Origin of the sequence: Maricaulis maris, assembly GCF_003634045.1 — a bacterium.
Taxonomy (GTDB): domain Bacteria; phylum Pseudomonadota; class Alphaproteobacteria; order Caulobacterales; family Maricaulaceae; genus Maricaulis; species Maricaulis maris.
Genome location: NZ_RBIM01000003.1, coordinates 544247 through 564849 on the forward strand (window position 1 = coordinate 544247; position 20603 = coordinate 564849).

Annotated in this window: 23 protein-coding genes; 11 read left to right on the top strand and 12 right to left on the bottom strand. The window is 65.1% G+C overall.

Annotation, left to right across the window (positions count from 1 at the left end; translation table 11 throughout):
- Positions 1-12: 12 nt before the first annotated feature.
- Positions 13-474, top strand: a complete 462-nt coding sequence (locus C7435_RS08535) for a GNAT family N-acetyltransferase (protein ID WP_147422660.1) — start codon at positions 13-15, stop codon at positions 472-474.
- Here the strand turns inward: C7435_RS08535 and C7435_RS08540 are convergent.
- Positions 471-1376, bottom strand: coding sequence for a LysR family transcriptional regulator (locus C7435_RS08540; protein WP_121210850.1), 906 nt, complete (start codon positions 1374-1376; stop codon positions 471-473). The genes C7435_RS08535 and C7435_RS08540 overlap by 4 nt on opposite strands.
- A 110-nt stretch (positions 1377-1486) precedes the next feature.
- Here C7435_RS08540 and C7435_RS08545 point away from each other — a divergent pair, with 110 nt between their 5' ends.
- Positions 1487-2470, top strand: a complete 984-nt coding sequence (locus tag C7435_RS08545) for a cyclase family protein (protein WP_121210852.1) — start codon at positions 1487-1489, stop codon at positions 2468-2470.
- Between the two features lie 5 nt (positions 2471-2475).
- Positions 2476-3357, top strand: coding sequence for an EamA family transporter (locus tag C7435_RS08550; protein ID WP_121210919.1), 882 nt, complete (start codon positions 2476-2478; stop codon positions 3355-3357).
- Between the two features lie 25 nt (positions 3358-3382).
- Here the strand turns inward: C7435_RS08550 and C7435_RS08555 are convergent, their stop codons facing one another.
- The 4 genes from C7435_RS08555 to C7435_RS17145 form a co-directional block, all read right to left on the bottom strand.
- On the bottom strand, positions 3383-4354 hold the full coding sequence (locus C7435_RS08555; protein WP_121210854.1) for an acetyl-CoA carboxylase carboxyltransferase subunit alpha: 972 nt from the start codon (positions 4352-4354) through the stop codon (positions 3383-3385).
- Between the two features lie 91 nt (positions 4355-4445).
- Positions 4446-5417, bottom strand: coding sequence for a site-specific tyrosine recombinase XerD (locus C7435_RS08560; RefSeq protein ID WP_233350719.1), 972 nt, complete (start codon positions 5415-5417; stop codon positions 4446-4448).
- Positions 5414-7057 carry a hypothetical protein gene (locus C7435_RS08565; RefSeq protein WP_170150403.1) on the bottom strand — a complete coding sequence of 548 codons (1644 nt, stop codon included), beginning with the start codon at positions 7055-7057 and terminating at the stop codon, positions 5414-5416. Before C7435_RS08565 ends, C7435_RS08560 begins: the two co-directional genes overlap by 4 nt.
- Positions 7026-7166 (bottom strand): hypothetical protein, encoded by a 141-nt coding sequence (locus C7435_RS17145; RefSeq protein WP_170150404.1) that lies wholly within the window; start codon positions 7164-7166, stop codon positions 7026-7028. The genes C7435_RS08565 and C7435_RS17145 overlap by 32 nt, the downstream gene beginning before the upstream one ends.
- Before the next feature lie 108 nt (positions 7167-7274).
- On the opposite strand from C7435_RS17145, the gene C7435_RS08570 reads away from it, so the two are divergent.
- Genes C7435_RS08570 through C7435_RS08580 form a run of 3 tightly spaced genes read left to right on the top strand, consistent with a single transcriptional unit; the run spans position 7275 to position 10197 of the window.
- On the top strand, positions 7275-7814 hold the full coding sequence (locus C7435_RS08570) for a shikimate kinase (protein WP_075189400.1): 540 nt from the start codon (positions 7275-7277) through the stop codon (positions 7812-7814).
- Positions 7811-8914 carry a 3-dehydroquinate synthase gene (aroB, locus tag C7435_RS08575; RefSeq protein WP_121210857.1) on the top strand — a complete coding sequence of 368 codons (1104 nt, stop codon included), beginning with the start codon at positions 7811-7813 and terminating at the stop codon, positions 8912-8914. Before C7435_RS08570 ends, aroB begins: the two co-directional genes overlap by 4 nt.
- Positions 8911-10197 (top strand): HlyC/CorC family transporter, encoded by a 1287-nt coding sequence (locus C7435_RS08580; RefSeq protein WP_121210859.1) that lies wholly within the window; start codon positions 8911-8913, stop codon positions 10195-10197. The genes aroB and C7435_RS08580 overlap by 4 nt, the downstream gene beginning before the upstream one ends.
- 11 nt (positions 10198-10208) lie before the next feature.
- Here the strand turns inward: C7435_RS08580 and C7435_RS08585 are convergent, their stop codons facing one another.
- The gene (locus C7435_RS08585) at positions 10209-10997 is read right to left on the bottom strand and encodes a DUF3313 family protein (protein WP_121210861.1); all 789 of its coding nucleotides are present in this window, start codon (positions 10995-10997) and stop codon (positions 10209-10211) included.
- Positions 10998-11060: 63 nt separating this feature from the next.
- On the bottom strand, positions 11061-11330 hold the full coding sequence (locus tag C7435_RS08590; RefSeq protein ID WP_121210863.1) for a BolA family protein: 270 nt from the start codon (positions 11328-11330) through the stop codon (positions 11061-11063).
- A 65-nt stretch (positions 11331-11395) separates the two neighbouring features.
- Between C7435_RS08590 and C7435_RS08595 the strand changes: the two genes are divergently transcribed.
- The 3 genes from C7435_RS08595 (at position 11396) to cobS (ending at position 13607) form a co-directional block, all read left to right on the top strand.
- Positions 11396-12010 carry a J domain-containing protein gene (locus C7435_RS08595; RefSeq protein ID WP_075189405.1) on the top strand — a complete coding sequence of 205 codons (615 nt, stop codon included), beginning with the start codon at positions 11396-11398 and terminating at the stop codon, positions 12008-12010.
- Between the two features lie 72 nt (positions 12011-12082).
- On the top strand, positions 12083-12502 hold the full coding sequence (locus C7435_RS08600; protein WP_147422661.1) for a hypothetical protein: 420 nt from the start codon (positions 12083-12085) through the stop codon (positions 12500-12502).
- Between the two features lie 118 nt (positions 12503-12620).
- Entirely contained in the window at positions 12621-13607 is a 987-nt protein-coding gene (gene cobS / locus C7435_RS08605) for a cobaltochelatase subunit CobS (protein ID WP_075189407.1), read from the top strand.
- Here the strand turns inward: cobS and C7435_RS08610 are convergent.
- The 3 genes from C7435_RS08610 to C7435_RS08620 are packed head-to-tail and all read right to left on the bottom strand — an operon-like array spanning position 13604 to position 16679.
- The gene (locus C7435_RS08610) at positions 13604-13939 is read right to left on the bottom strand and encodes a copper-binding protein (protein ID WP_075189408.1); all 336 of its coding nucleotides are present in this window, start codon (positions 13937-13939) and stop codon (positions 13604-13606) included. The genes cobS and C7435_RS08610 overlap by 4 nt on opposite strands.
- Complete coding sequence (locus C7435_RS08615) at positions 13936-15315, bottom strand: multicopper oxidase family protein (RefSeq protein WP_121210867.1); 1380 nt, start codon at positions 15313-15315, stop codon at positions 13936-13938. The genes C7435_RS08610 and C7435_RS08615 overlap by 4 nt, the downstream gene beginning before the upstream one ends.
- Positions 15315-16679, bottom strand: coding sequence for a TolC family protein (locus tag C7435_RS08620; protein WP_121210869.1), 1365 nt, complete (start codon positions 16677-16679; stop codon positions 15315-15317). Before C7435_RS08620 ends, C7435_RS08615 begins: the two co-directional genes overlap by 1 nt.
- A gap of 41 nt (positions 16680-16720) precedes the next feature.
- On the opposite strand from C7435_RS08620, the gene C7435_RS08625 reads away from it, so the two are divergent.
- Positions 16721-17017, top strand: coding sequence for a metal-sensitive transcriptional regulator (locus C7435_RS08625; protein ID WP_121210870.1), 297 nt, complete (start codon positions 16721-16723; stop codon positions 17015-17017).
- A 27-nt stretch (positions 17018-17044) separates the two neighbouring features.
- Here the strand turns inward: C7435_RS08625 and C7435_RS08630 are convergent, their stop codons facing one another.
- The gene (locus tag C7435_RS08630; RefSeq protein ID WP_170150405.1) at positions 17045-17872 is read right to left on the bottom strand and encodes a flagellin; all 828 of its coding nucleotides are present in this window, start codon (positions 17870-17872) and stop codon (positions 17045-17047) included.
- A gap of 171 nt (positions 17873-18043) precedes the next feature.
- Entirely contained in the window at positions 18044-18316 is a 273-nt protein-coding gene (locus C7435_RS08635) for a hypothetical protein (protein WP_075189413.1), read from the bottom strand.
- 173 nt (positions 18317-18489) lie between these two features.
- Between C7435_RS08635 and cobT the strand changes: the two genes are divergently transcribed.
- Positions 18490-20388, top strand: coding sequence for a cobaltochelatase subunit CobT (gene cobT / locus C7435_RS08640; RefSeq protein WP_121210874.1), 1899 nt, complete (start codon positions 18490-18492; stop codon positions 20386-20388).
- Positions 20389-20603 lie beyond the last annotated feature (215 nt).

The following is a 20603-nucleotide window of genomic DNA, read 5'->3' on the forward strand; positions in this document are numbered from 1 at the left end:
CCGGAGCGGTCGGTGAGCCCTGTCCGCCTCCGCCCAGCTCGCCCCGGTGAGGAAGACGCGCTCTCCGAGCTGTGCCTGCAATCAAAGGCGCATTGGGGTTATGACGAGGTCTTCATGGCCGAGGTCGCGCCCTATCTGAAAGTGACGGCCGAGGACATTGAAGCCGGCCACACCACCGTCGCCGAGCTTGATGACGGCACCCCGCTGGGTGTCTGCCAGATCGATCCCGGCGGCCATCATGGCACGCTCGACCTCTTGTTCATTACCCCTGCTGCCATCGGCAAGGGCGTTGGCCGCGACCTGTTCGAGGACGCCAAGGCCAAGCTCAAGGCCCGCGGCGAAACGGTCATGACCATCCTCTCCGACCCCAACGCCGAAGCCGCCTACATCCACATGGGCGCCCGCCGCGTCGCCATGCGGCCGAGCGATGTCTTCAAGGGCCGCGAACTGCCCTGGCTGGAAGTGGTGCTCTAGTCGCGTCCCAGCGGGCGTTCACGATAGGTCGCGACCAGAAAATCGATCAGGGCCCGGACACGGGCCGAATGCTCCCGATGCCCCGGATAGAGCACGTGCAGTGATCGCGGCTCGCTCTCCCACCTGTCCAGTACGCGCGCCAACTGCCCGGCCACCAATTCCCGTTCCACCAGGAAAGCCGGAACGAGCGCCATCCCCTGACCGCGGACCAATGCCGTCACGATGGCGATTGAATTACTGATCCGCATCGGGCCGCTAAATCCCACTTCGACCTCGGCCCCGTCCCGGCGGAAACGCCAGACATCCGGCTCGGCGGCATGGCTGTAGGCGAGGCAGGCATGGTCGGTGAGCTGATCGGGCGAGGTCGGCGTCCCGCGGGTCTCGAGATAGCGCGGCGATGCCACAAGCCAGCGATCCATGGGCGTCAGCCGGCGTCCGCGCAGCGAGGAATCGGCCAACGGTCCGGCACCGCGAATGGCCAGGTCGAGTCCGTGTTCGACAAGGTCGACCTGGCGGTCATCGAGCAGGACATCAAGCGTGATTTCCGGATGTCGCTCGCGAAAATCCACCAGCCGGTCGGTCAGGTCCGCCAATCCCAGCGACATGGGCGCCGTCATCCGGATCCGTCCGCGCGGCGCCACGCCCGCCAGACCTGCCTGATCGTCGGCTTCGGTCAGCGTGTCGAGTATGTGGACGGCATTGCGGTAATAGTCGCGGCCGGCATCGGTCAGGCTCAACCGCCGGGTCGTCCGGACCAACAGGGCGACGCCGAGATGCGATTCCAGCTGCGCGACATGTTTCGAGACCGACGCATTGGACAGGCCAAGGTCGCGGGCAGCCGCTGCGAACCCGTCCAGCTCGACGACGCGGCGAAAGGTAGTGAGCAGGAGAAAGCGATCCATAATTCACCCGAGCGAAACATTGAGGTGAAGATTATGGCAATTATCGAATTCCAGCGAAACCCGTACCTCTCCACCTATCGCGGCCCTGCCGCCCCGCATTGGAGAGAGACATGCCCCGCTTCCTGCACCTCGATCGCGTCGCCATCCCCGCCTTGCTTGCTCTTGTGGCAACATCTGTCGGGCAAGCCCAGCAGGTTGGCCACAGCCCTTGGGGCGCCGATGACGAGATCGGCCGCCTCAATGACATGACCGATGCCAGCCGTGCGGCCATCCTTGGCCGGATAACAGGCGGCACAAGCTATGATCTGGCGGTCGAATATTTCATCGGCATGCCCAGCTGGCAGGCCGCCGGTGACCCGCATTACCGGCTCTGGATGACCCACACACCGCGCGGCACCGCGATCGACGATCCGCTCGGCGTCGGGGACGGCGTCAACGCGCATGTCAGCTATTCCGGTTCGGCGGTCAGCCTCTACACGCATACAGGCACCCACATCGATGCACTCAGCCATTTCGGTATTGATGGTCGGATCTGGAACGGTTTCACCGCCGACGAGCACCTTGGCGATCGCGGCTGGCAGCGGGCCGACGCCGGCGCCTTGCCGGCGATCATTGCGCGCGGCCTGCTGGTAGACCTCCCGGCCCTGTTCAACATCGACAGGCTGGAACCGGGCTATCGCGTGACCGCCACTGATATCGCAGCGGCCCTGGACGACACAGGTTTGGCCGTTCGCACCGGCGATGTCGTCCTGATCCGCACTGGCTGGATGCAGGATTTCGAGGATGCAGAGACCTACATGAACAACGCACCGGGGCTCGGCATGGACGCCGCTCGCTACCTCGCCGATGCCGGCGCGATGGTGGTTGGCGCCGACAATCTCAGCTTCGAGGCCTTCCCGTCCGAGATCGAGGGCAATTACGTGCCCGTCCACACCTTCCTGCTGGCCCAGTCCGGCATCCCGATCCTGGAAGTGGTCAATCTTGAAGGCCTGGCCCACGACGGCGTGTACGAGTTCGCCTTCATTGCGGCTTCGCTGCGCCTGCGGGGCGCCGACGCGGCGCCCATGCGGCCGATCGCCCTGCCGGTGGAGTGATGATCATGCCGCGTCTACCGGATATCGCACTGACCGCGCTCGCCCCGGCGATCTGGGGCTGTTCCTACCTGGCCATCACGCTGAGCCTGCCGCCGGATCATGCGCTGGGCATTGCGGCGCTGCGCGCGCTGCCGGCCGGCCTGCTGCTCCTGCTGTTCGTGCGCCGGCTTCCCCGTGCCGGATGGATGCTCAAGCTCGTCATTCTCGGCGCCCTCAACTTCACGGTCTTCTGGAGCCTGCTCAACATCGCGGCCTACCGCTTGCCCGGCGGCATCGCCGCGACGGTCGGCGCCATCCAGCCGCTGTTCGTCATCGCCCTTGCACGCCTCGCATTGTCCGACCGGATCCGCTCTCGCCAGGTCATTGCCGGCCTGATGGGCCTCACCGGTGTTGCCCTTCTGGTCCTCACCAGTCAGGCCCGGATCGACGCGGTCGGCGTGCTCGCCGGACTGGGCGGCGCGGCGGCCATGGCGGCCGGCAGCGTGCTCACGCGGCGGTGGCAATTCCCGGTCTCGCCGCTGACGCTGACGGCCTGGCAGTTGACGGCGGGTGGTGTCCTGCTGGTTCCGCTTGCTCTGCTGGCCGAAGGCGGGCTTCCACCGATCAATGCGCTGACGCTGGGCGGACTGGCATGGCTCGCCCTTCCCGGCGCCGCCCTGACCTATTGGGTCTGGTTTCGAGGCCTCGCCCTGATCGGCCCGGCCCGGGCCACCCTGCTCGGCTTCCTCAGCCCGATGACCGCGGCATGTCTTGGCTGGGCGGTGCTGGGCCAAAGCCTGTCAGCCACACAGATTGGCGGCATGCTGGTCGTGCTCGTCAGTCTCTGGCTGAGTCAGACATCCCCGCCGCCGGGCACGCGGGTTAGCAGCGCCGAGACGGAGCTGTAACATCACGACGGACGGGATGGCGGGCCTAAGCCCCCGGGAGGGTCCGGCCAATGGCGAGGAAGCGTTCACGGCGTTGCTGGCGCAGGGCTTTGGCGTCCATCTGCTCGAGCTGGCCGAGATGTTTTTCGATCGCATTGCCGACCGACGTCATGGTCGCGGCCGCATGACGGTGCGCACCGCCGATCGGCTCGGGGATGACCTGGTCAACAATTTTCATCGCCAGCAGGTCCGGCGCGGTCACTTTCATGGCGACGGCCGCATCCTTGGCGCGCGCCGAATCCTTCCACAGGATCGAGGCGCAGCCTTCCGGCGAGATCACCGAATAGATCGAGTGCTCCAGCATCATCACGACATTGGCGCTGGCCAGGGCCACGGCGCCGCCGGAGCCGCCTTCGCCGGTGATGGTGGAAATCAGCGGGGTGCCCAGGGTCAGGCAACGCTCGGTCGAGCGGGCAATCGCTTCGGACTGGCCGCGTTCTTCCGCGCCAAGGCCGGGATAGGCGCCGGCGGTGTCGACGAAAGTGAGAACCGGCAGGTCGAATTTCTCGGCCAGGTCCATCAGGCGGATCGCCTTGCGATAGCCTTCCGGGCGCGCCATGCCGAAATTATGCTTGATGCGGGTTTCGGTGTCGTGGCCCTTCTCATGGCCGATCACGACCACGGAGCGCCCGCGGAAACGGCCGAGACCACCCACAATGGCCGCGTCTTCGGAGAAACGGCGATCGCCGCACAATTCCTCGAAATCCTCGATCAACGCCTTGCGGTAATCGCGGAAATGCGGCCGTTCCGGATGACGGGCGACCAGCGTCTTGCGCCAGGGGTCGAGCTTGGAATAGATCGCAGCGAGCTGTTCAGCCGCCTTCTGGCGCAGACGCGCGGTTTCTTCCGCCATGTCCGGAGAGTCTTCACCCGCGAGGGATTCGAGCTCTTCGATCTTGGCTTCCAATTCGGCCAGCGGCCGTTCGAAATCGAGATAGGTACGTGTGGGGTCGGACATGCCCTGCCAACGCCTGTGATCACAAAGTGGGGGGCAACCTAACCACCCGGTCCCGGCGCTACAAGCCTCAAAAGCCGTGCTTACGCATACGTCAACCGGCGTCGCCGTCATCGGCACGCCGCGCCAGCGGGTGCGCCGACTGGACGAGGGATTTCAGTCTTTCGTCAAGTACATGCGTATAGATCTGCGTGGTCGAGACATCGGCATGCCCCAGCAGCATCTGCACGCTACGCAGATCGGCGCCCCGCGCCAGAAGATGAGTGGCAAAAGCGTGCCGCAGGACGTGCGGCGAGACCTTGTCCGGATCCAGACCCGCCGCCAGGGTCAGCTCGCCGAGCACCTGCGCGAAGCGTTCGCGAGTGAGGTGCCCGCCCTTGGCGGTCCGCGACGGAAACAGGAAGCGAGAGGCCTTGCCGGCCTTGCCCTTGTCGACCGGCAAATGAGCCTCGCGGACGGCCTTGTACGCAGCCACCGCGTCGAGCGCAGTTTCGGTCAGCGGCACCAGGCGTTCGCGCCCGCCCTTGCCGGTGATCTGGATACAGCGCTCGGCACGCACAAACGCTCCCAGCGGCAAGGAGACAAGTTCGGTGACGCGCAGTCCGCCGGCATAGAGCAGCTCCATGAGCGCGCGCGTGCGGACCCCGTTGGCACCGGGCAGGCCAGCGGCGGCATCAAACAGGGCGTCGACATCGGCTTCCGACAGGATTTTCGGCAGGGACCGTCCCTGTTTGGGCGCCCGCAACGGTGTCGCCGGATTGTCGTCGCGAACCCCGTCCGACAGCAGGAAGCGGTAGAAGCGCTTGATCGCGGACAGGCGCCGCGCCGCGGTCGACGCGGCCAGACCATCGGCGGCGAAACCGGCCAGAACGGATTCGAGATCCGGCGTGGCGGCATTTTCCAGACGGCGACCACCAGCGCCGAGGCGACTGGCAACGTCCAGCAGATCACGGCGATAGGCGTCGAGCGTGTTGACCGAAGCCCCGCGCTCGGCGGCCATCATGTCGAGAAACAGCGCGATCAGGGCGCCATTGCCATTGCGGCCACCCGGATCGGCTGGGCTCACCGCGCCCTCGCGACAATGCGTTCCAGCACCAGCGCCAAAGCCTGTCGGCGCAGGCCTGCTGCTTCAAGCGCAGCGATGGCACGACTGAACACGACCGGGTCGGTGGCGGTTTCGGGCCGGTTGAGCAAGGTGATGGCGAGCATGGCGGTCTCGGCGTTGGCGCTGGCCCGCATCGCCATCTCCATGGACGACCATTCCGTCACCGTCGCGATGCCGGCCTGGCCGAGCACTGTCAGGCGCATATCCCCGGGCAGGCGGGCACCCAGCTCGGCGAGAGCCAGCTGCACATCCAGGGCATCATCACCCTGGCTCTCGATCCAGGCCGCCAGGACGGCATCAATATTGCCGCCGGACAGGGCGTCGCGCGCCACGGCCAGAGCGAGATCGAGAGTCACCATGCGGCGCGGTGACGGCGGCACCCATTCCGGCATCTCGGCATCGACTGGCGTGCCGTCGGCGTAAATCAGTTGCCCGTCTGCGGTTTCGACAATCGGCTGGCCGGCGAGTGCCGCAGGGCTGGGCCGGTGCGGCGGACCGTCGACCAGACCATCGCGCCAGCGCGCCGCCGCGCGCAGGTCGCCGACGATCACCGCCGCCAGGGCGATGTCATAGCCATGGGCAAGCGTCGCCTCGGTCAGCGGCAGGGTGTCGACTTCACGGCCATGATGACGGGCGACATGGATGAAACGCGCAGCATCGGACGTATCGGCCAGCATGTGTCCGAGCGCCAGACCGGCGATCTCGCGATCACCCCCCTGTGCCAGGATTTCTTCCAGCGCGTGGTGACGTTCGCGCCCGGTCAGCGCCAAAGCGGCCTCAAGAGCTGCCTTGACATCGCCGACCGGCACCGGTTCAAAATCCGGCGTGTGGCCGAGCGAACGCAGCCAGCCCGGCGCCGTCGCGGCGATGGCCGGCGTGTCGGCTTCCGGGTCTACCAGATAGCGCGCCATCGCGAAGTCCAGGCCGCTATCAGCCGGTGCGACACTGTCAGCGACCGGCGTATCCAGCGTGATTGAAAACAGGCGCGCATCGAAATCATCATCGTCCGAGCCCGAGCGCGCGAGTTCGGCGGTCAGCTCGGCTGCAGCGCCCTGCCCGTCCAAGGCCAGGCAGAATGCGCGGCGACGCAGCCATTCCGGCGCATCGCGGTTTTCGATCAGGGCGTTGGCGGTCTGGCAGGCGCGCTCGGGTTCGCCAACGGCGAAACCAAGCTCGGCATGCCAGCGGGCAAGCTCCGGACGCCGATTGACGGTCGGCGTGCGTTCCAGCAGGTCAAACGCGTCATGGACGCCACCGGCAGCCAGCAAGCGGTCAACCCGCAACTCGGCCAAGCGGGCATCGCCGCGGCCACCCGCCGGCGGCTGTCCACCGGTGAGCAGGATCAGGCGCGCCGTATCGGCCAACGCCTCGCTCGCATAACCAGGCCCGTCCGAGGCCGGCAGGCGCGACAGCACGGCCTCGGCCATGTCGCGGCTGGTCCCGGCCCACAAACGATCGCCCAAACCGCGATTGGTCAGCGACACCTCAAGCGGATCGAGCGCATCAAGACGCTCGACCTCGATCGGATTTTGGGCTGCGGCTGTACCGCCCAGAAGCGCTGCCAGCAGGCTAGCGCGGGAAATCATCTTCCAGCTCGACACGCACATTCTCCCGGGTCGGCTCCAGGCCATTGGCAATCAGGACCAGCGTGCCAAATCCGATCGCGACAAGACCGGCGACAACCACCACACCCACCAGAAAACCACGCATGAAACCGACTCCTCAGACCCCTTGAAAACCCGCCGTCGCACTGCGGGCCGTACAGGTGACGAGCCTAACCCTGATTGCGGCGATTTCCAGACCGTTTATACCGCTAGCATGTCGCGCGTTCACAAACCGCCCAAAACACTCGTCCTGATCGGCCTGATGGGCGTCGGCAAGACTACGGTCGGCCGTCGCCTCGCGCATGCGCTGAAACTGGATTTCCACGATGCCGACGAGGCGGTCGAACAGGCCGCCGGTCGCAGCGTGGCTGAGATATTCGAGGATTTCGGCGAGGCCGCCTTTCGCGAAGGCGAGCGCAAGGTTATCGCCCGCCTGCTTGATGAGCCGCCAATGGTGCTGGCGCTGGGCGGCGGCGCCTTTGTCGATGAGGAGACCCGGGCCCGGGTCAAGGCGAAGGCAACCTCGATCTGGTTGAAGGCCGATGTCGAGACCCTGGTCAAACGCGTCACTCGCCGCGACACCCGCCCGCTGCTGCGCGATGAAGACCCGGAAAGCGTGCTGCGTGCCTTGCTCAACAAGCGCGAGGCCGCGTATGCAGAGGCTGATATCCATGTCGATGCGTCCGGTGGCTCGCACCAGATCACGCTCGACGCGATTTTGCGGGCATTGGACCTGCGGGAGGCCGAGGCTTGAGTGAGGTTTTGCGGGTCAATGTCGGGCTCGGCGAGCGCGCCTATGACGTGCTGGTCGGCGCCGGCGCGCTGGCAGCGGCGGGTCCGGAGCTGGTCCCGCACTTCCCGCGTGGCCGCGCCATTCTTGTTACCGACCGGCATGTCGCGGCCCTGCATCTGGAAGCCGTCAGCGATACCCTTGCCGCGCAGGGGCTGCGCGTTGACCCGGTCATTGTCGAGCCGGGCGAAACCTCGAAAAGCTGGACCGGTCTGGCCGGTGTCGTCGATGCGCTTCTGGATCGCAATGTCGAGCGCTCCGAGGCGGTCATCGCCTTGGGTGGCGGTGTGATCGGCGATCTCACCGGCTTTGCCGCCGCCGTGACCAAGCGCGGCGTCGACTTCATCCAGATCCCGACCACCTTGCTGGCCCAGGTCGACAGCTCGGTCGGCGGCAAGACCGGGATCAACACCACCCACGGCAAGAATTTCGCCGGCGCCTTCCATCAGCCGCGACTGGTGATCGCGGACCGCGACTTGTTGGCCACCCTTCCCGATCGTGAGCGCCGGGCCGGCTATGCCGAAATCGTCAAGGCAGCCCTGATCGGTGACGCCGCGATGTTTGATCGCCTCGAAGCCGCCGGCGCCGGTGTGCTCGACGGTCGGGAACTGGACACCGCCGTGGCCGCGGCCATCGCCTTCAAGGCCCGCATCGTCGCCGAGGATGAGCGCGAGGGCGGGGTGCGGGCCCTGCTCAATCTTGGCCACACATTCGGCCACGCCTTCGAAGCGGATGCCCCAAAGGATGTCATCCGCCACGGCGAAGCCGTTGCCGCCGGGATCGCGCTTGCCTTTGCCTATTCCGCCCAGCGCGGCGATTGCAGCGCAACAGACGCTGCCCGCGTCACGGCCCATCTGCGCGCAGTCGGCCTGCCCGCGACGCCCAATGAACTGGCCCATACCGACTGGAACGCCGCCAGCCTTGTTGCCCGCATGCGAGACGACAAGAAGAACAGGGATGGCCGGATCACGCTCATTCTCACGCGCGGCATCGGCGCCGCCTTCATTGACGCCGCCGCCGATGAAGCCGACCTTCTCGCCTTTATGGAGACCCAGCTCTCATGAGCCTCGACTGGACAATAATCGGACCGGCCCTGACGATTTTGGGTCTTTTGTTGCTGTCTGCCTTTTTCTCCGGATCGGAGACCTCGCTCACCGCGACGTCGCGGGCCCGAATGCTGCAGCTCGAGCGCGAGAAAAATCCGGCCGCCGCGCGCGTCAACATCCTGATCTCCGACGGTGAGAGCCTGCTGGGCGCCATCCTGCTCGGCAACAATCTGGTCAATATCCTGGCATCAATGATCGCTGGCCAGTTGTTCGAGACCATGCTCGGCGGCAACAGCGTCGTCTGGGCGACGCTGGTCATGACCATTCTCGTTCTCGTCTTTGCCGAGGTCATGCCGAAGACCTATGCCCTGTCGAACCCGGAACGCTTCGCGCTGGTCGTTTCCCGGCCGATCCTGATCGTGGTCCGCGTCTTTGCCCCGGTGGTCGGTGCGGTGCAATTCGTGGTGCGCAATGTGCTGCGGATGTTCGGCGCCAATGTCGACGGGCCGGTCCTGTCTTCGCATGACGAACTGCGCGGCGCGATCGCCCTGCACCATGAAGAAGGCGGCGTCGTCAAGGACGACCGCGACATGCTGGGTGGCGTGCTCGACCTGCGCGATCTCACGGTCGACGACATCATGGTGCACCGCAAGTCCATCCTGATGATCGATGCCGACAAACCGTCCGAGGCCATCGTCACCGAGGCCCTGCACTCACCCCACACCCGCCTGCCGATCTACAAGGGCGACACCGAGAACATCGTCGGCATCCTGCATGTCCGCGACATTGCCCGCGCCCTGCATGAGGCCGACGGCAATGCCTCTGTGATCGATATCGACGCGCTGCGCCGCGAACCTTGGTTCGTGCCTGAGACCACCGAAGTCCTCGATCAGCTCAACGCCTTCCGCGAAAAGCGTGAGCATTTCGCCCTCGTCGTCGACGAGTATGGCGCCCTGATGGGTCTGGTGACGCTGGAAGACATTCTCGAAGAAATCGTCGGCGCCATCGAGGACGAGCACGATGTCACGGTGGAAGGCATCCAGCCTGATGGCGACGGTGTCTGGCTGGTCGACGGCACCCTGCCGATCCGCGATCTCAACCGGGCGCTGGACTGGGAATTGCCCGACGAGGAAGCCGTCACCATTGCCGGCCTGGTGATCCATGAGGCGCAAACCATCCCGGAGCGAGGCCAGGTCTTCGGCTTCCACGGCGCCCGTTTCGAAGTCGTCGAGCGGCGGCGCAACCAGATCACCCGGCTGCGGGTTTCTGTGAGTCCCGATGATGTGGTGGCGAGCAGCTAGGCTTCCGTGACCTAGCGTTCAGGCGACACGGCGTCAGCGATCAGCGCCTCATAAGCATTACAGGTTCCGCGCGGTGTTTCGCCCCGCTCTGCAGTGTCCGCTCCGGCCCGCGCCTCTTCCACCAGATCGCCCAGCGCATCAGCGAACACACTCGACAAGTCCATGACATCCGCCAGATCGGTGAAGGCATCCGCCCCGTCGAGAATTGTGGTCACACCACCGCCGGATGCGAGATGGTTTTGCGATGCCCAGCGGATGGCGGCGATCTGGCGTCCGTCCGCATCGAGTATCTCCGCCTCCACACCCAGCGCACCAATCCCGAGCGGGACACGCGGGTTGAAGGGCCCGGGAACGGCAACGCCGATCAGTCGCGACATGCCGGTAGTGGCGACATTATTGCGGCGGATGCCGGTGACCGCAGCGATGACATCACCACGCTGAACCGGTGCGGTCCCCGGTTGGTGCCGGACCGGCTCGACGGAAAAACCGGCCCGGGCCAAGCGTTGACAGAGATCGCGGGAGAGTTGCAGGCGGACATCGTCGAGCCGGGCCGGAGAAATATCCGGGTCGATATCGGCCGCCGGCGCCATGACGACTGGCGGCAGATATAGCGTGGCCAATTGCGCCAGGGCTGCCGGATCGGCAAACTCCTCGACAGCCAGCAGGCGCCGTTCGCCGGCCACAAGATGCGCGCTCGACGACAGGGTTGTGGGGGTTTCGAAACTTGTCGAGCAGGCCGCGGTACCAGCCGCGAGCGTCAGCGGCAGCAGGCGCCGCATGATTGTGTTGAGTCTGAGCATGATGCTGTCCCCGATGGCCGCGACGTACCTTGCATGTGAAGCGCGAGGCACGATACCTGCGACTTATTCGACCGCCGCCTTCGCGCGGATCACCAGGGCATGCACCGGACCGGCCAGTTCGTCAGCCAATGCCTCATTGACCAGTCGGTGCCTGGCCACGCGTGTCAGGCCGTCAAAGCGGCTGGCGGTGATGTCGACGGTAAAATGACTCTCGCCACCCGGACGGGCGCCGGCATGACCGGCATGGAGATGACTGTCATCGGTCACCGTCAATGCGCTCGGCGTGAAGACTTTTTGCAGCTTGGCCTCTATCCTGGCGGCAAGATTTTCCATTTTCACACCTCTTTGTTCATCGGCTTCATTGCCGCTTTACAGACGCATGACCATAATCGGGGATCATGTCCGAAGCCTACAATTACAAACCGCGGTTCAAAGATATCCGCATCAAGCCGCCCAAGGACCAGCCGGCGCCGGAAGAGCGTGTCTGCGAATGGCCGGGCTGCAAGAAGCATGGCGACAGCCGCGCACCGAAAGCGAATGACCGGCTCAATGACTTCTACTGGTTCTGCCAGAGCCACGCCTCGGAATACAACAAGTCGTGGAATTTCTTCGAGGGCATGAGCGAGAATGCCGCCCAGTCCTTCCGCGAAAGTGCCGCCTATGGCCACCGTCCGACCTGGGGATGGAAGAACACCCATTCCGCCTCGGCCAAGGCCGCCAAGGCCAGCCGCGATTTTGCCGACGGTTTCAACGATCCCTATGGCATGTTCGGCGACCGCAAGGACCCGCACAAGGAAGCGCCGCGCGAAAAATCCATGGGCCGGCTGCAGACCAAGGCGCTGGAGACCATGTCGCTCGATCCGGATGTCGATCCGGCGACCGTGCGCAAGCGCTATGCCGAGCTGGTCAAACAATTCCACCCGGACGCCAATGGCGGTGATCGCTCGAGCGAGGAACAGCTGGGCCGCGTCATCGCCTCCTACCAGATCCTCAAAAGCGCCGGCATGGCATGACGCGGCTGAGCTAACGCTTTGTTTGCCTTCCGGGTCGATCCTGTGGCCGGGCAAATAATTTTGGGGCATTTCATGTCGGACAATCCGGGCATTCCACTTCCGGTCAGGATTGCAACGCTCGGGCTGGCATGTCTTCCCATGCTGTATATGGGCCTGTGGTCGGCAATGATCATCGGCAGTTTTTCCGGCCTCTGGCACCCCAAGCTTGGCGATCTCGATATCGGCACCGCAATCCTGCGTTCAGACCCGATCGAAATCATCGGCTTTGCCGCAATGAGCGTTTGCTGGCTGGCGGGCCTGGTGTGTCTGGTGCTCAATCGCCGTGCCGCAATCCTGGCACTCGGCCTTGCCTGCCTCATCCACCTCGTGGTCTGGCTGAAAATCACGGACGGCCAGTATTATTCCGGACAGTTCGGCCTGATTGTGATCCTCATCGAAATGCTCGCCATCACCCTGGCCCACTTCACCACACGCGGCCGCCGCCTGATCTGAGCCGCATACAGTCACCGCCATTGACTTGATGCGTCGGCAGGCGTGCGATACCCCGGTAGCGTCCGTTTATACGCACCGCAGCAAATGACGCGTGCGCCCAGCCATAAAGACCGGTTCGATGAGCGATAGTTTCCCCCTTTCCGCGCCTGATGCCAAAGCCGATTGCAAGGAGCTGTTCGGCTTCGACCCCGGCTTTGACGTCGCCATGTTCTCGACGCCAGACGAGCACACCCCGATTCTCGATCCGGACTATGTGTTCGACCCGGCCACCACACGCGCCATCCTGGCCGGCTTTGCCTATAACCGCCGGGTGATGATCCAGGGCTATCACGGCACCGGCAAGTCGACCCATGTCGAGCAGGTCGCGGCGCGCCTCAACTGGCCAATGGTCCGGGTCAATCTGGACAGTCATGTCAGCCGTATCGACATGGTCGGCAAGGACGCCATCGTGTTGAAGGACGGCAAGCAGATCACCGAATTCCAGGAAGGCATCCTGCCCTGGGCCCTGCAACGCCCGGTCGCCCTCCTGTTTGATGAATACGACGCCGGCCGCCCGGACGTGATGTTCGTGATCCAGCGCGTGCTGGAAGCCGCCGGCTCGCTGACCCTGCTGGACCAGACCAAGGTGATCCGGCCGCACCCCTATTTCCGCCTGTTCTCGACCACCAACACGATCGGCCTGGGCGATACGACGGGCCTTTATCACGGCACGCAGCAGATCAATCAGGGCCAGATGGACCGCTGGTCCATCGTCGCCACGCTGAACTATCTGCCGCGCGAAACCGAAAACGCCATCGTGCTGGCCAAGATGAAATCGCTGGCCGGGTCGGAAGAGGGCCGCAAACAGGTCGCCGACATGGTCAAGGTCGCCGATCTCACCCGCGAAGCCTTCATCAATGGCGATATCTCAACCGTGATGAGCCCGCGCACCGTGCTCACCTGGGCCGAAAACCACCAGATTTTCGGCGATCTCGGCGCCGCCTTCCGCCTCACCTTCCTGAACAAGTGCGACGAGCTGGAACGCCCAGTGATTGCCGAGATGTATCAGCGCGTGTTCGATGTGAACCTGCCGGAAGCGCCGGTGAAGAGTGTGAGCGCGGCCTAACCCGCGCTCTCATCCACCTCAGCCGCGATCACCAACAATTCGCCGTCACGGCGCGTCACCGTGACCATCAGCGCTGCGCCCGGCTGGAACAGCTCGATATCGACGCCCTCATCAACCGCAAACGGCATGACCATGGCGCCCATGCCCAGTTCCGGCATGGCTTCATGGCGCAGGAGCGTGGTGCGGGCGTCGGTGTCGACCGTGCGCACATCGGCAGAGACCACCGATTGTGCCGTCGTTTCGGCATCGGCCATGGCGTGACCGCCATGATGGCCGTGGTGATCGGCGCTGCCGGTGGCAAGCAGGAGGCTGGTGGCGAGAAGTGTGATCATGGCTGATGTCCTTGATGCGGGTTGGCGGAGGCCGGAGCGTTCGAAGCAGTCGTGTCGATGCCATCGCGGCTGAGTTCATCGGCGCTGGCCGGGCGGGCCTCGCCCTCGGGATTGTCATACCAGCCCGGATCGCCATCGCCGGTCAGGCGGTCGCGAACCTTCAATATGGTGAACATGCCGCCCATGGTGATGTAGTCGCGCGGGCCTCGGGCGCCGACCATGGGCAGGGAATTGTCCGGCACCGGCATATGGCCCATCTCGATGTGCTGGCCCATCTCGCCCATCCCGTCCTGACCCATCGTCATATAGGTGGGCAGGAGGGCGCCGACGGCGCGGTCGATGCGGCGGGCATTGACGCCCGTGAGATTGGGAATGCCATGGCCCATCTGGTTCATGACGTGATGGGTCATGTGGCAATGCATGGCCCAGTCGCCGGGATTGTCGGCGATGAATTCGACCGTGCGTGTCGACCCGGTCGGCACCAGCACGGTGGTGTCGGGATGGCGCGCCGAGACCGGGATCACGCCGCCATCGGTCTCGGTGATGGTGAAGGCATAGCCGTGCAGATGGATCGGGTGATGATCCATGGCCGAAAGATTGCCGAAGCGGATCCGAACCCGCTCGCCGCGCTGGGCGATGAGGGGCGAGGTGCCGGGATAGCAGCGCGCATTCATGGTCAGGATGTTGAAATCGCCCATCGCATTGGGATCGGGCCGTTCAGCCCCCGGGTGCAGCACCCATTCCGACAGCATGATGGCATAGTCGCGATCCGGGCGTGGCCCGGCCGGCTGGCGCGGATGAACCACGATCATCCCCATCATGCCCAGCGCCATCTGGGTCATCTCGTCATGATGGGAGTGGTACATGAAAGTGCCGTGCTGGCGGAAGGTCCACTCATAGACGAAGGTCTCACCCGGCAGGATAGCGCGCTGGTTGAGACCGCCCACCCCGTCCATGCCCGAGGGCAGGATGACGCCATGCCAGTGCACGGTCGTCGGGGCCGGCAGGCGATTGGTGACATAGACCCGCACCCGGTCACCCTCGACCGCCTCGATGGTCGGCCCGTGGGTGCGGCCATTATAGCCCCAGGTTTTCGCGTTGAGGCCGGGCGCGAAACTGTGCTCGACCTCTTCAGGGATGAGGTGGAAGACCTTCACCCCGTCGACCAGTCGCCAGGGCAGTGAGGCGCCATCCGGTGTGACAACAGGCGTATAATCCCGGTCCGGCCGCCCCGGTGCATAATCGCGGTCATGCGCCACCGATGCGCTGTGGGCGGCGGCACGGACGGGTTGGGCCGTTGCGGACCCGCCAGCCAGGCCGGCCGCGGCAACCCCGGCACCGCCGGCAAGCAGGGCGTCGCGTCTGGAAATCGGCATCAGTGACCTCCCCCGGTCCGGCCAGTCGCTGCACCGCCCGGATCGGCCGCATCGATCATGACCGGCGAGCCGCCGGCGCGGATTTGCTGCAGGGATATGCGGGCCTCGTGCAGATCCATCAGGGCATCGACATAGGCCTGGCCAGTGCGCGTGCGCATCTGTACCGCAGCCATCAGATCAAACACCGAGACCTGCATCGCATTATACTGGCGCATCGTCGCATCCATCAAACGTTCGGTCGCCGGAAGGGCGTCGGTTTCGAGCTGGTCGATCCGGCTTGCCGCGAGATCGGCGGCCGCCTGTGCGGCGCGGATCGCGGTGCGGATCTCGTGCACGAGGGCCGCATGCCGGTCGACCGCCTGACCGGCCCGCAGACGCGCGGCCGTGCGGCGGGCATCCCCCGTATCAAACACCGGCAGCGCGAATTCCACCGTCCAGCCGCGCGACCACTCGGCCTCCTCGCGTTCCCAGACTGCACCGATTTCAACGTGCTCAAGCAGGCTGGCCCAGTTCTCCAGACCCGCCTCGCCGGCACTGGCCTCGACGCGCGAAGCGGCCGCCTGCAAGGGCAGGCTGGCGATCATCGCCTCGGCCGCGTCGAGTGCCAACTCGCGGGCCGGATCGAAAGTCGGCAAGCGCGTTGGCAGGCTGTCCTCGGGCAGGTCGACGCCCAATTGCCGAACGAGTGCCAGACGGGCCTGAACGGCGGCGTGGCGGGCATCGAGAAGGTCCAGCTCTGCCTGTCGCGCAAAGACCCGCTCGCGTTCCAGCTCAATCACCGGCGCATTGCCGGCCGCCCGCATTTCCTCAGCCACGACCAGGCTGGCCGTGGCGGCATCCCGAATGCGTTCCTGCAGGTCGAGGCGTTGGCGCGCTGCAATGGCGGCGACCCAGGCCCGGCGGGTATCGGCGATGAAGTCGATTGTCGCCAGGACGGTGTCAGCCCGCTGTCCCTCATAGCGCTGCCGCGCTGCCTCGGCCCGCCAGGGTGTTGCCGCCAGGCCCAGAAGCGAGGCCCGCAAATCAACGTCCCAGACCCGGCCGTCACCGTGTCCGGGCAAGCTGACAGCCTCGACCACCGGATTGAGCGGACGCGAACGCTCGGCCCAATCGGCCCGCGCAATCCCCGCTTCGGCGAGCCGGGCCATCAATGTGTGATTATTGCCCAGGGCCAGACCGACTGCGGTGGTTTCGTCGAGCACTTCACCGGCCTCCGGACGGACGGCCGCAGGCAGCACTCCGAGGCGCGCCGCGACCTCGTCCATGACACCCGCCTGTTCGCGGGCCGGATCGACACTCATACAAGCCGTCACAGCAAACGTGCTGACGAGCACGGGAAGGATTTGCAGGCGTGGAAGCATCATGCCGCTTGCGGTAACATACCCCCTAGGGGTATACAAGCGGGATGACAGATGTCCAGACACCCCTCACCCCGGCACGGGAGAAAAGCCTGAACCGCCTCAAACGCGTGGAAGGACAGGTGCGCGGGATCGCGCGGATGATCGAGGATGACCGCTATTGCATTGACGTGCTCACACAATTGTCAGCAGTGAAGTCGGCATTGGCGGCGGTGGAGGGTGAAATCCTCAAGGACCATGCCAGCCACTGCGTCACCCACGCGATCGAAAGCGGCGATGCCGGCGACCAGAAAGCCAAGCTGGACGAGCTGATCGGCCTTCTCGCCAAGCACTACCGGTTATGATCCGGACCCGGCGACCCGGATGGTCGCCTATTGGAAGAAGCTCAAAATCACCCGCGGCGAGCGGTTGGCGATCTCAAGCGCCTGGATGCCGAGTTGTTCGCGCACCTGAAGTGCCTGCAGCTTCGCGCTTTCGCGACCGAGATCGGCGTCGATGAGATTGCCGATACCGGCGCTGGTCACATCGATCTGCTTGACCAGCAGGGTCTTCTGGATTTCCAGCGAGCGCAGCCCGACACCCAGTCGCGACACGGCAGACGTGACATCGGACATTGAGGTTTCGAACGCCGCCACATCAGCACTGGTTGGCTGGGTCGCGACAATCGAGTTGTCGCTTTGCGGCAGGTTGGCCGCCAGGCCGGCGTCAAAAATTCCGCCACCATCGGTCAGGTCTTCCGCCGCAATTGTCAGCGTGTCGCCGGGATTGGCGCCGATCAGCACCGCGAGATCCTCGCCGCCACTGCCCAGCAGGTTGAGATCGTTGAAACTGGCATTGTCGGCCAAACGGGTCGCCTGATTGCCCAGCTCGATAAAGTCAGTCATCAGGCTGCGCCAGCTCTGCTCGTCCAGCGTCGTGTCGGTGGCCGCGACGAGCTTGGACTGCATTTCCACCATCAGATCGGAAATGCCCTCAGCGGCTGCCAGCGCGGTCTCGACCACACCGGTACCCAGATCGATGGATGTGAGGGCGCTGCCACGGGACTCATTGTCCGTGCGCATGACCTGGGCCATCGCCCAGACCGTGCCATTATCACTGGCACTGCCTACCTTGAGCCCCGTCGCGATCCGGTCGTGCACTTTGGCACTTTCCGATTGCAGCATGCTCATATGCTGCAGCGCGGAGTTCACGGCGGCCATGGAATGGACCGAAAAGGTCATCCTGCCGACACTCGCCACCATCTTGCCGACCCGCCTTGGCATTTTTGCCTATACGGGTCCGTCGGCCAGTTTTCCACGATTGGGTTAGCGAGAAGTTGACGGCCACGCCCCGATCAAGGCCGTCTTTCAACAGGCCGACCCGTCCGGGTATCAGCCGCCATGCTTGGTCGGCGAAGCCGGTGCGGCCTCCCCGTCACGCTCCAGCGTTTCAAGGGCCAGTGAGACCTGGCGGACAATCGCCGGCGTACCGCCAGGCATCCCCTCCTCGACCGCAACCGCCTCTTCATTTGCGTCATGTTCCCAACGGCGCAGGATCTCGATTTTCTGGGCGCGGCTCAGATCGCGGCACGCCAGGACACCGTCAGGCGTCGCGAAGGCATCGGCCGGGTCGAGCAATGCGTTTTGATAGTCGGTTTTCAGCATCAGCCTTACTCCTGTCATCTGCCAGCCGACAACGGGTCGGCATCCTTACACCAGGCTGGCACTGCCTCGCCTGTAATTGATATGAAACGCCCGAGCGGGCCAGCCGTTCCGAGCTGTGGTTTTTGCGGCCGTGGGTGCTCGCAATTCGGCGTGAATGAATTACCCTTGCTGCCATGAGTCAGCCGCCTGCCGATCCCGACGCCTTCAAGCGCGCCCTGTCCATCACCACCCGCGCCATTGCCGGCGACCGGGATCTCGACGTGCGTTTCGGCGGCGAGATCGCCGGCCTGTCGGGTGGACGCATGGTCCTGCCCAATCCCGGCAGTGAGCCCTCGCCGGAAGCGGCGGCAGCGGTGCGCGGCCGGGCCGATGCCCTGGCTCTGCGACTGGCCCATCATGACGAGGCGGCCCATGTCCGCACCCTGCCACCCGGCGCCACGGCGCGGGCGATTTTCCACGCCGCCGAACAGGCGCGGGTCGAGGGCCTCGGCGCTCGCGACATGCACGGCATGGCCGGCAATCTTGATGCCGCCCTCGCCATGCGCTGCAAGCAGAAGGGCTGGATGCGGGTCGAGGACCGTCAGGCCGCACCGATGGAAGAGGCGCTCGCCCTTCTGGTCCGCGAACGTATCAGCGGGCGTCCGGCCCCCGCCGAGGCCGCCGGGCTGATGTCGCTCTGGCGCGACCAGATGGAAAGCGTCGCCAGCCTGTCACTCGACGCCCTCGCGGAAAATGCCGACGACCAGAAAGCCTTCGCCGACCTGCTGCGCACGGTGATCCAGGATCTCGACCTGTCGGACGAGCTCGGCGGCGATCCGGAACAATCGGAAAATCCCGAAGACGAGGATGAAGGCGTCGATCGCGAGGAACGCACCGGCGATGACGCCGAGGGCGACGACCAGCAGGGCGACCAGCCCGACACTCCCGATGCCGCCGGCACGGCGGGTGACGAAGAAGAAATCAATGCCGACACAGACGACGCCGACACCCGCGTCGACGCCATGGATGATGAAGGCGCCGCCCAGACCGCCATGCGCCCCAACTGGCAGCCGGCCAATGATCCCGACGCCAAGTCCTACAAGGTCTTCACCCGCGAATTTGACGAGGTCATCCAGGCCTCCGACCTGTGCGACACGGAAGAGCTGGAGCGGCTCCGCAAATATCTCGACAATACCCTCAAGGGGCTCGATCAGGTCGTCGGCCGTCTCGCCAACCGGCTGCAGCGCCGCCTGATGGCGCAGCAGGAACGGGCCTGGAAATTCGACCTCGAGGAAGGCGTGCTGGACGGGTCCCGCCTCGCCCGTGTGATCGCCGATCCGACCCTGCCCCTGTCCTACAAGCAGGAGAGCGATACCGAGTTTCGCGATACCATCGTCACCCTGGTGCTGGACAATTCCGGCTCCATGCGCGGCCGGCCGATCATGGTCGCCGCCGCCTGCGCCGACATCCTGGCCCGCACGCTGGAGCGCTGCGGCGTAAAGACCGAGATATTGGGCTTCACCACCAAGGCCTGGAAGGGCGGGCGCTCGAAGGAGAAATGGCTGGCCGAAGGCAAGCCGCCGCATCCGGGCCGGCTCAATGATCTGCGCCACATCATCTACAAGGCCGCCGATACGCCCTGGCGCCGCGCCCGCGTCAATCTCGGCCTGATGATGCGCGAAGGCCTGCTCAAGGAAAACATCGATGGCGAGGCCCTGCTCTGGGCCTGGAAGCGCATGGCCGCCCGCCCCGAACAGCGCCGCATCATGATGGTGATCTCGGACGGCGCCCCGGTCGATGACGGCACCCAGTCGGCCAATTCCGCCGGCTATCTGGAACGCCATCTGCGCGAAACCATCGCCATGATCGAGACCCGTTCGGAAGTCGAACTTCTCGCCATCGGCATCGGCCATGACGTCACCCGCTGGTATCGCCGCGCCGTGACCATCAATGATGTCGAACAACTCGGCGGCGCCATGACCGACCAGCTCGCCGCCCTGTTCGAGGAAGATGGCGGCAAGGGCGCCGGCTTCTCCAGCGGCCCGCAAGCGATGAACCGGACGGATTTCTCGTCAATTGCGGGGCGTGTCTAGACGCCCCGTCCACCGCCTTCCCGCCCGTCCGGCGGCGCGGATGCGCCAGAGTGGAAAGCCCGGTCCGGCCGGCGGGAAGGCGGTCTGACTGACGGTCTCCTTTCCTGTGGTTTGAATGAACGACAGGTCTGCCCGCGCCACGGCGCTTGCGCCTGGCGGTTTGGGCAGTTGAGGGGTGCGAGGTGCCTTGCCGGTGCCTAGCTATGTACGTTTTG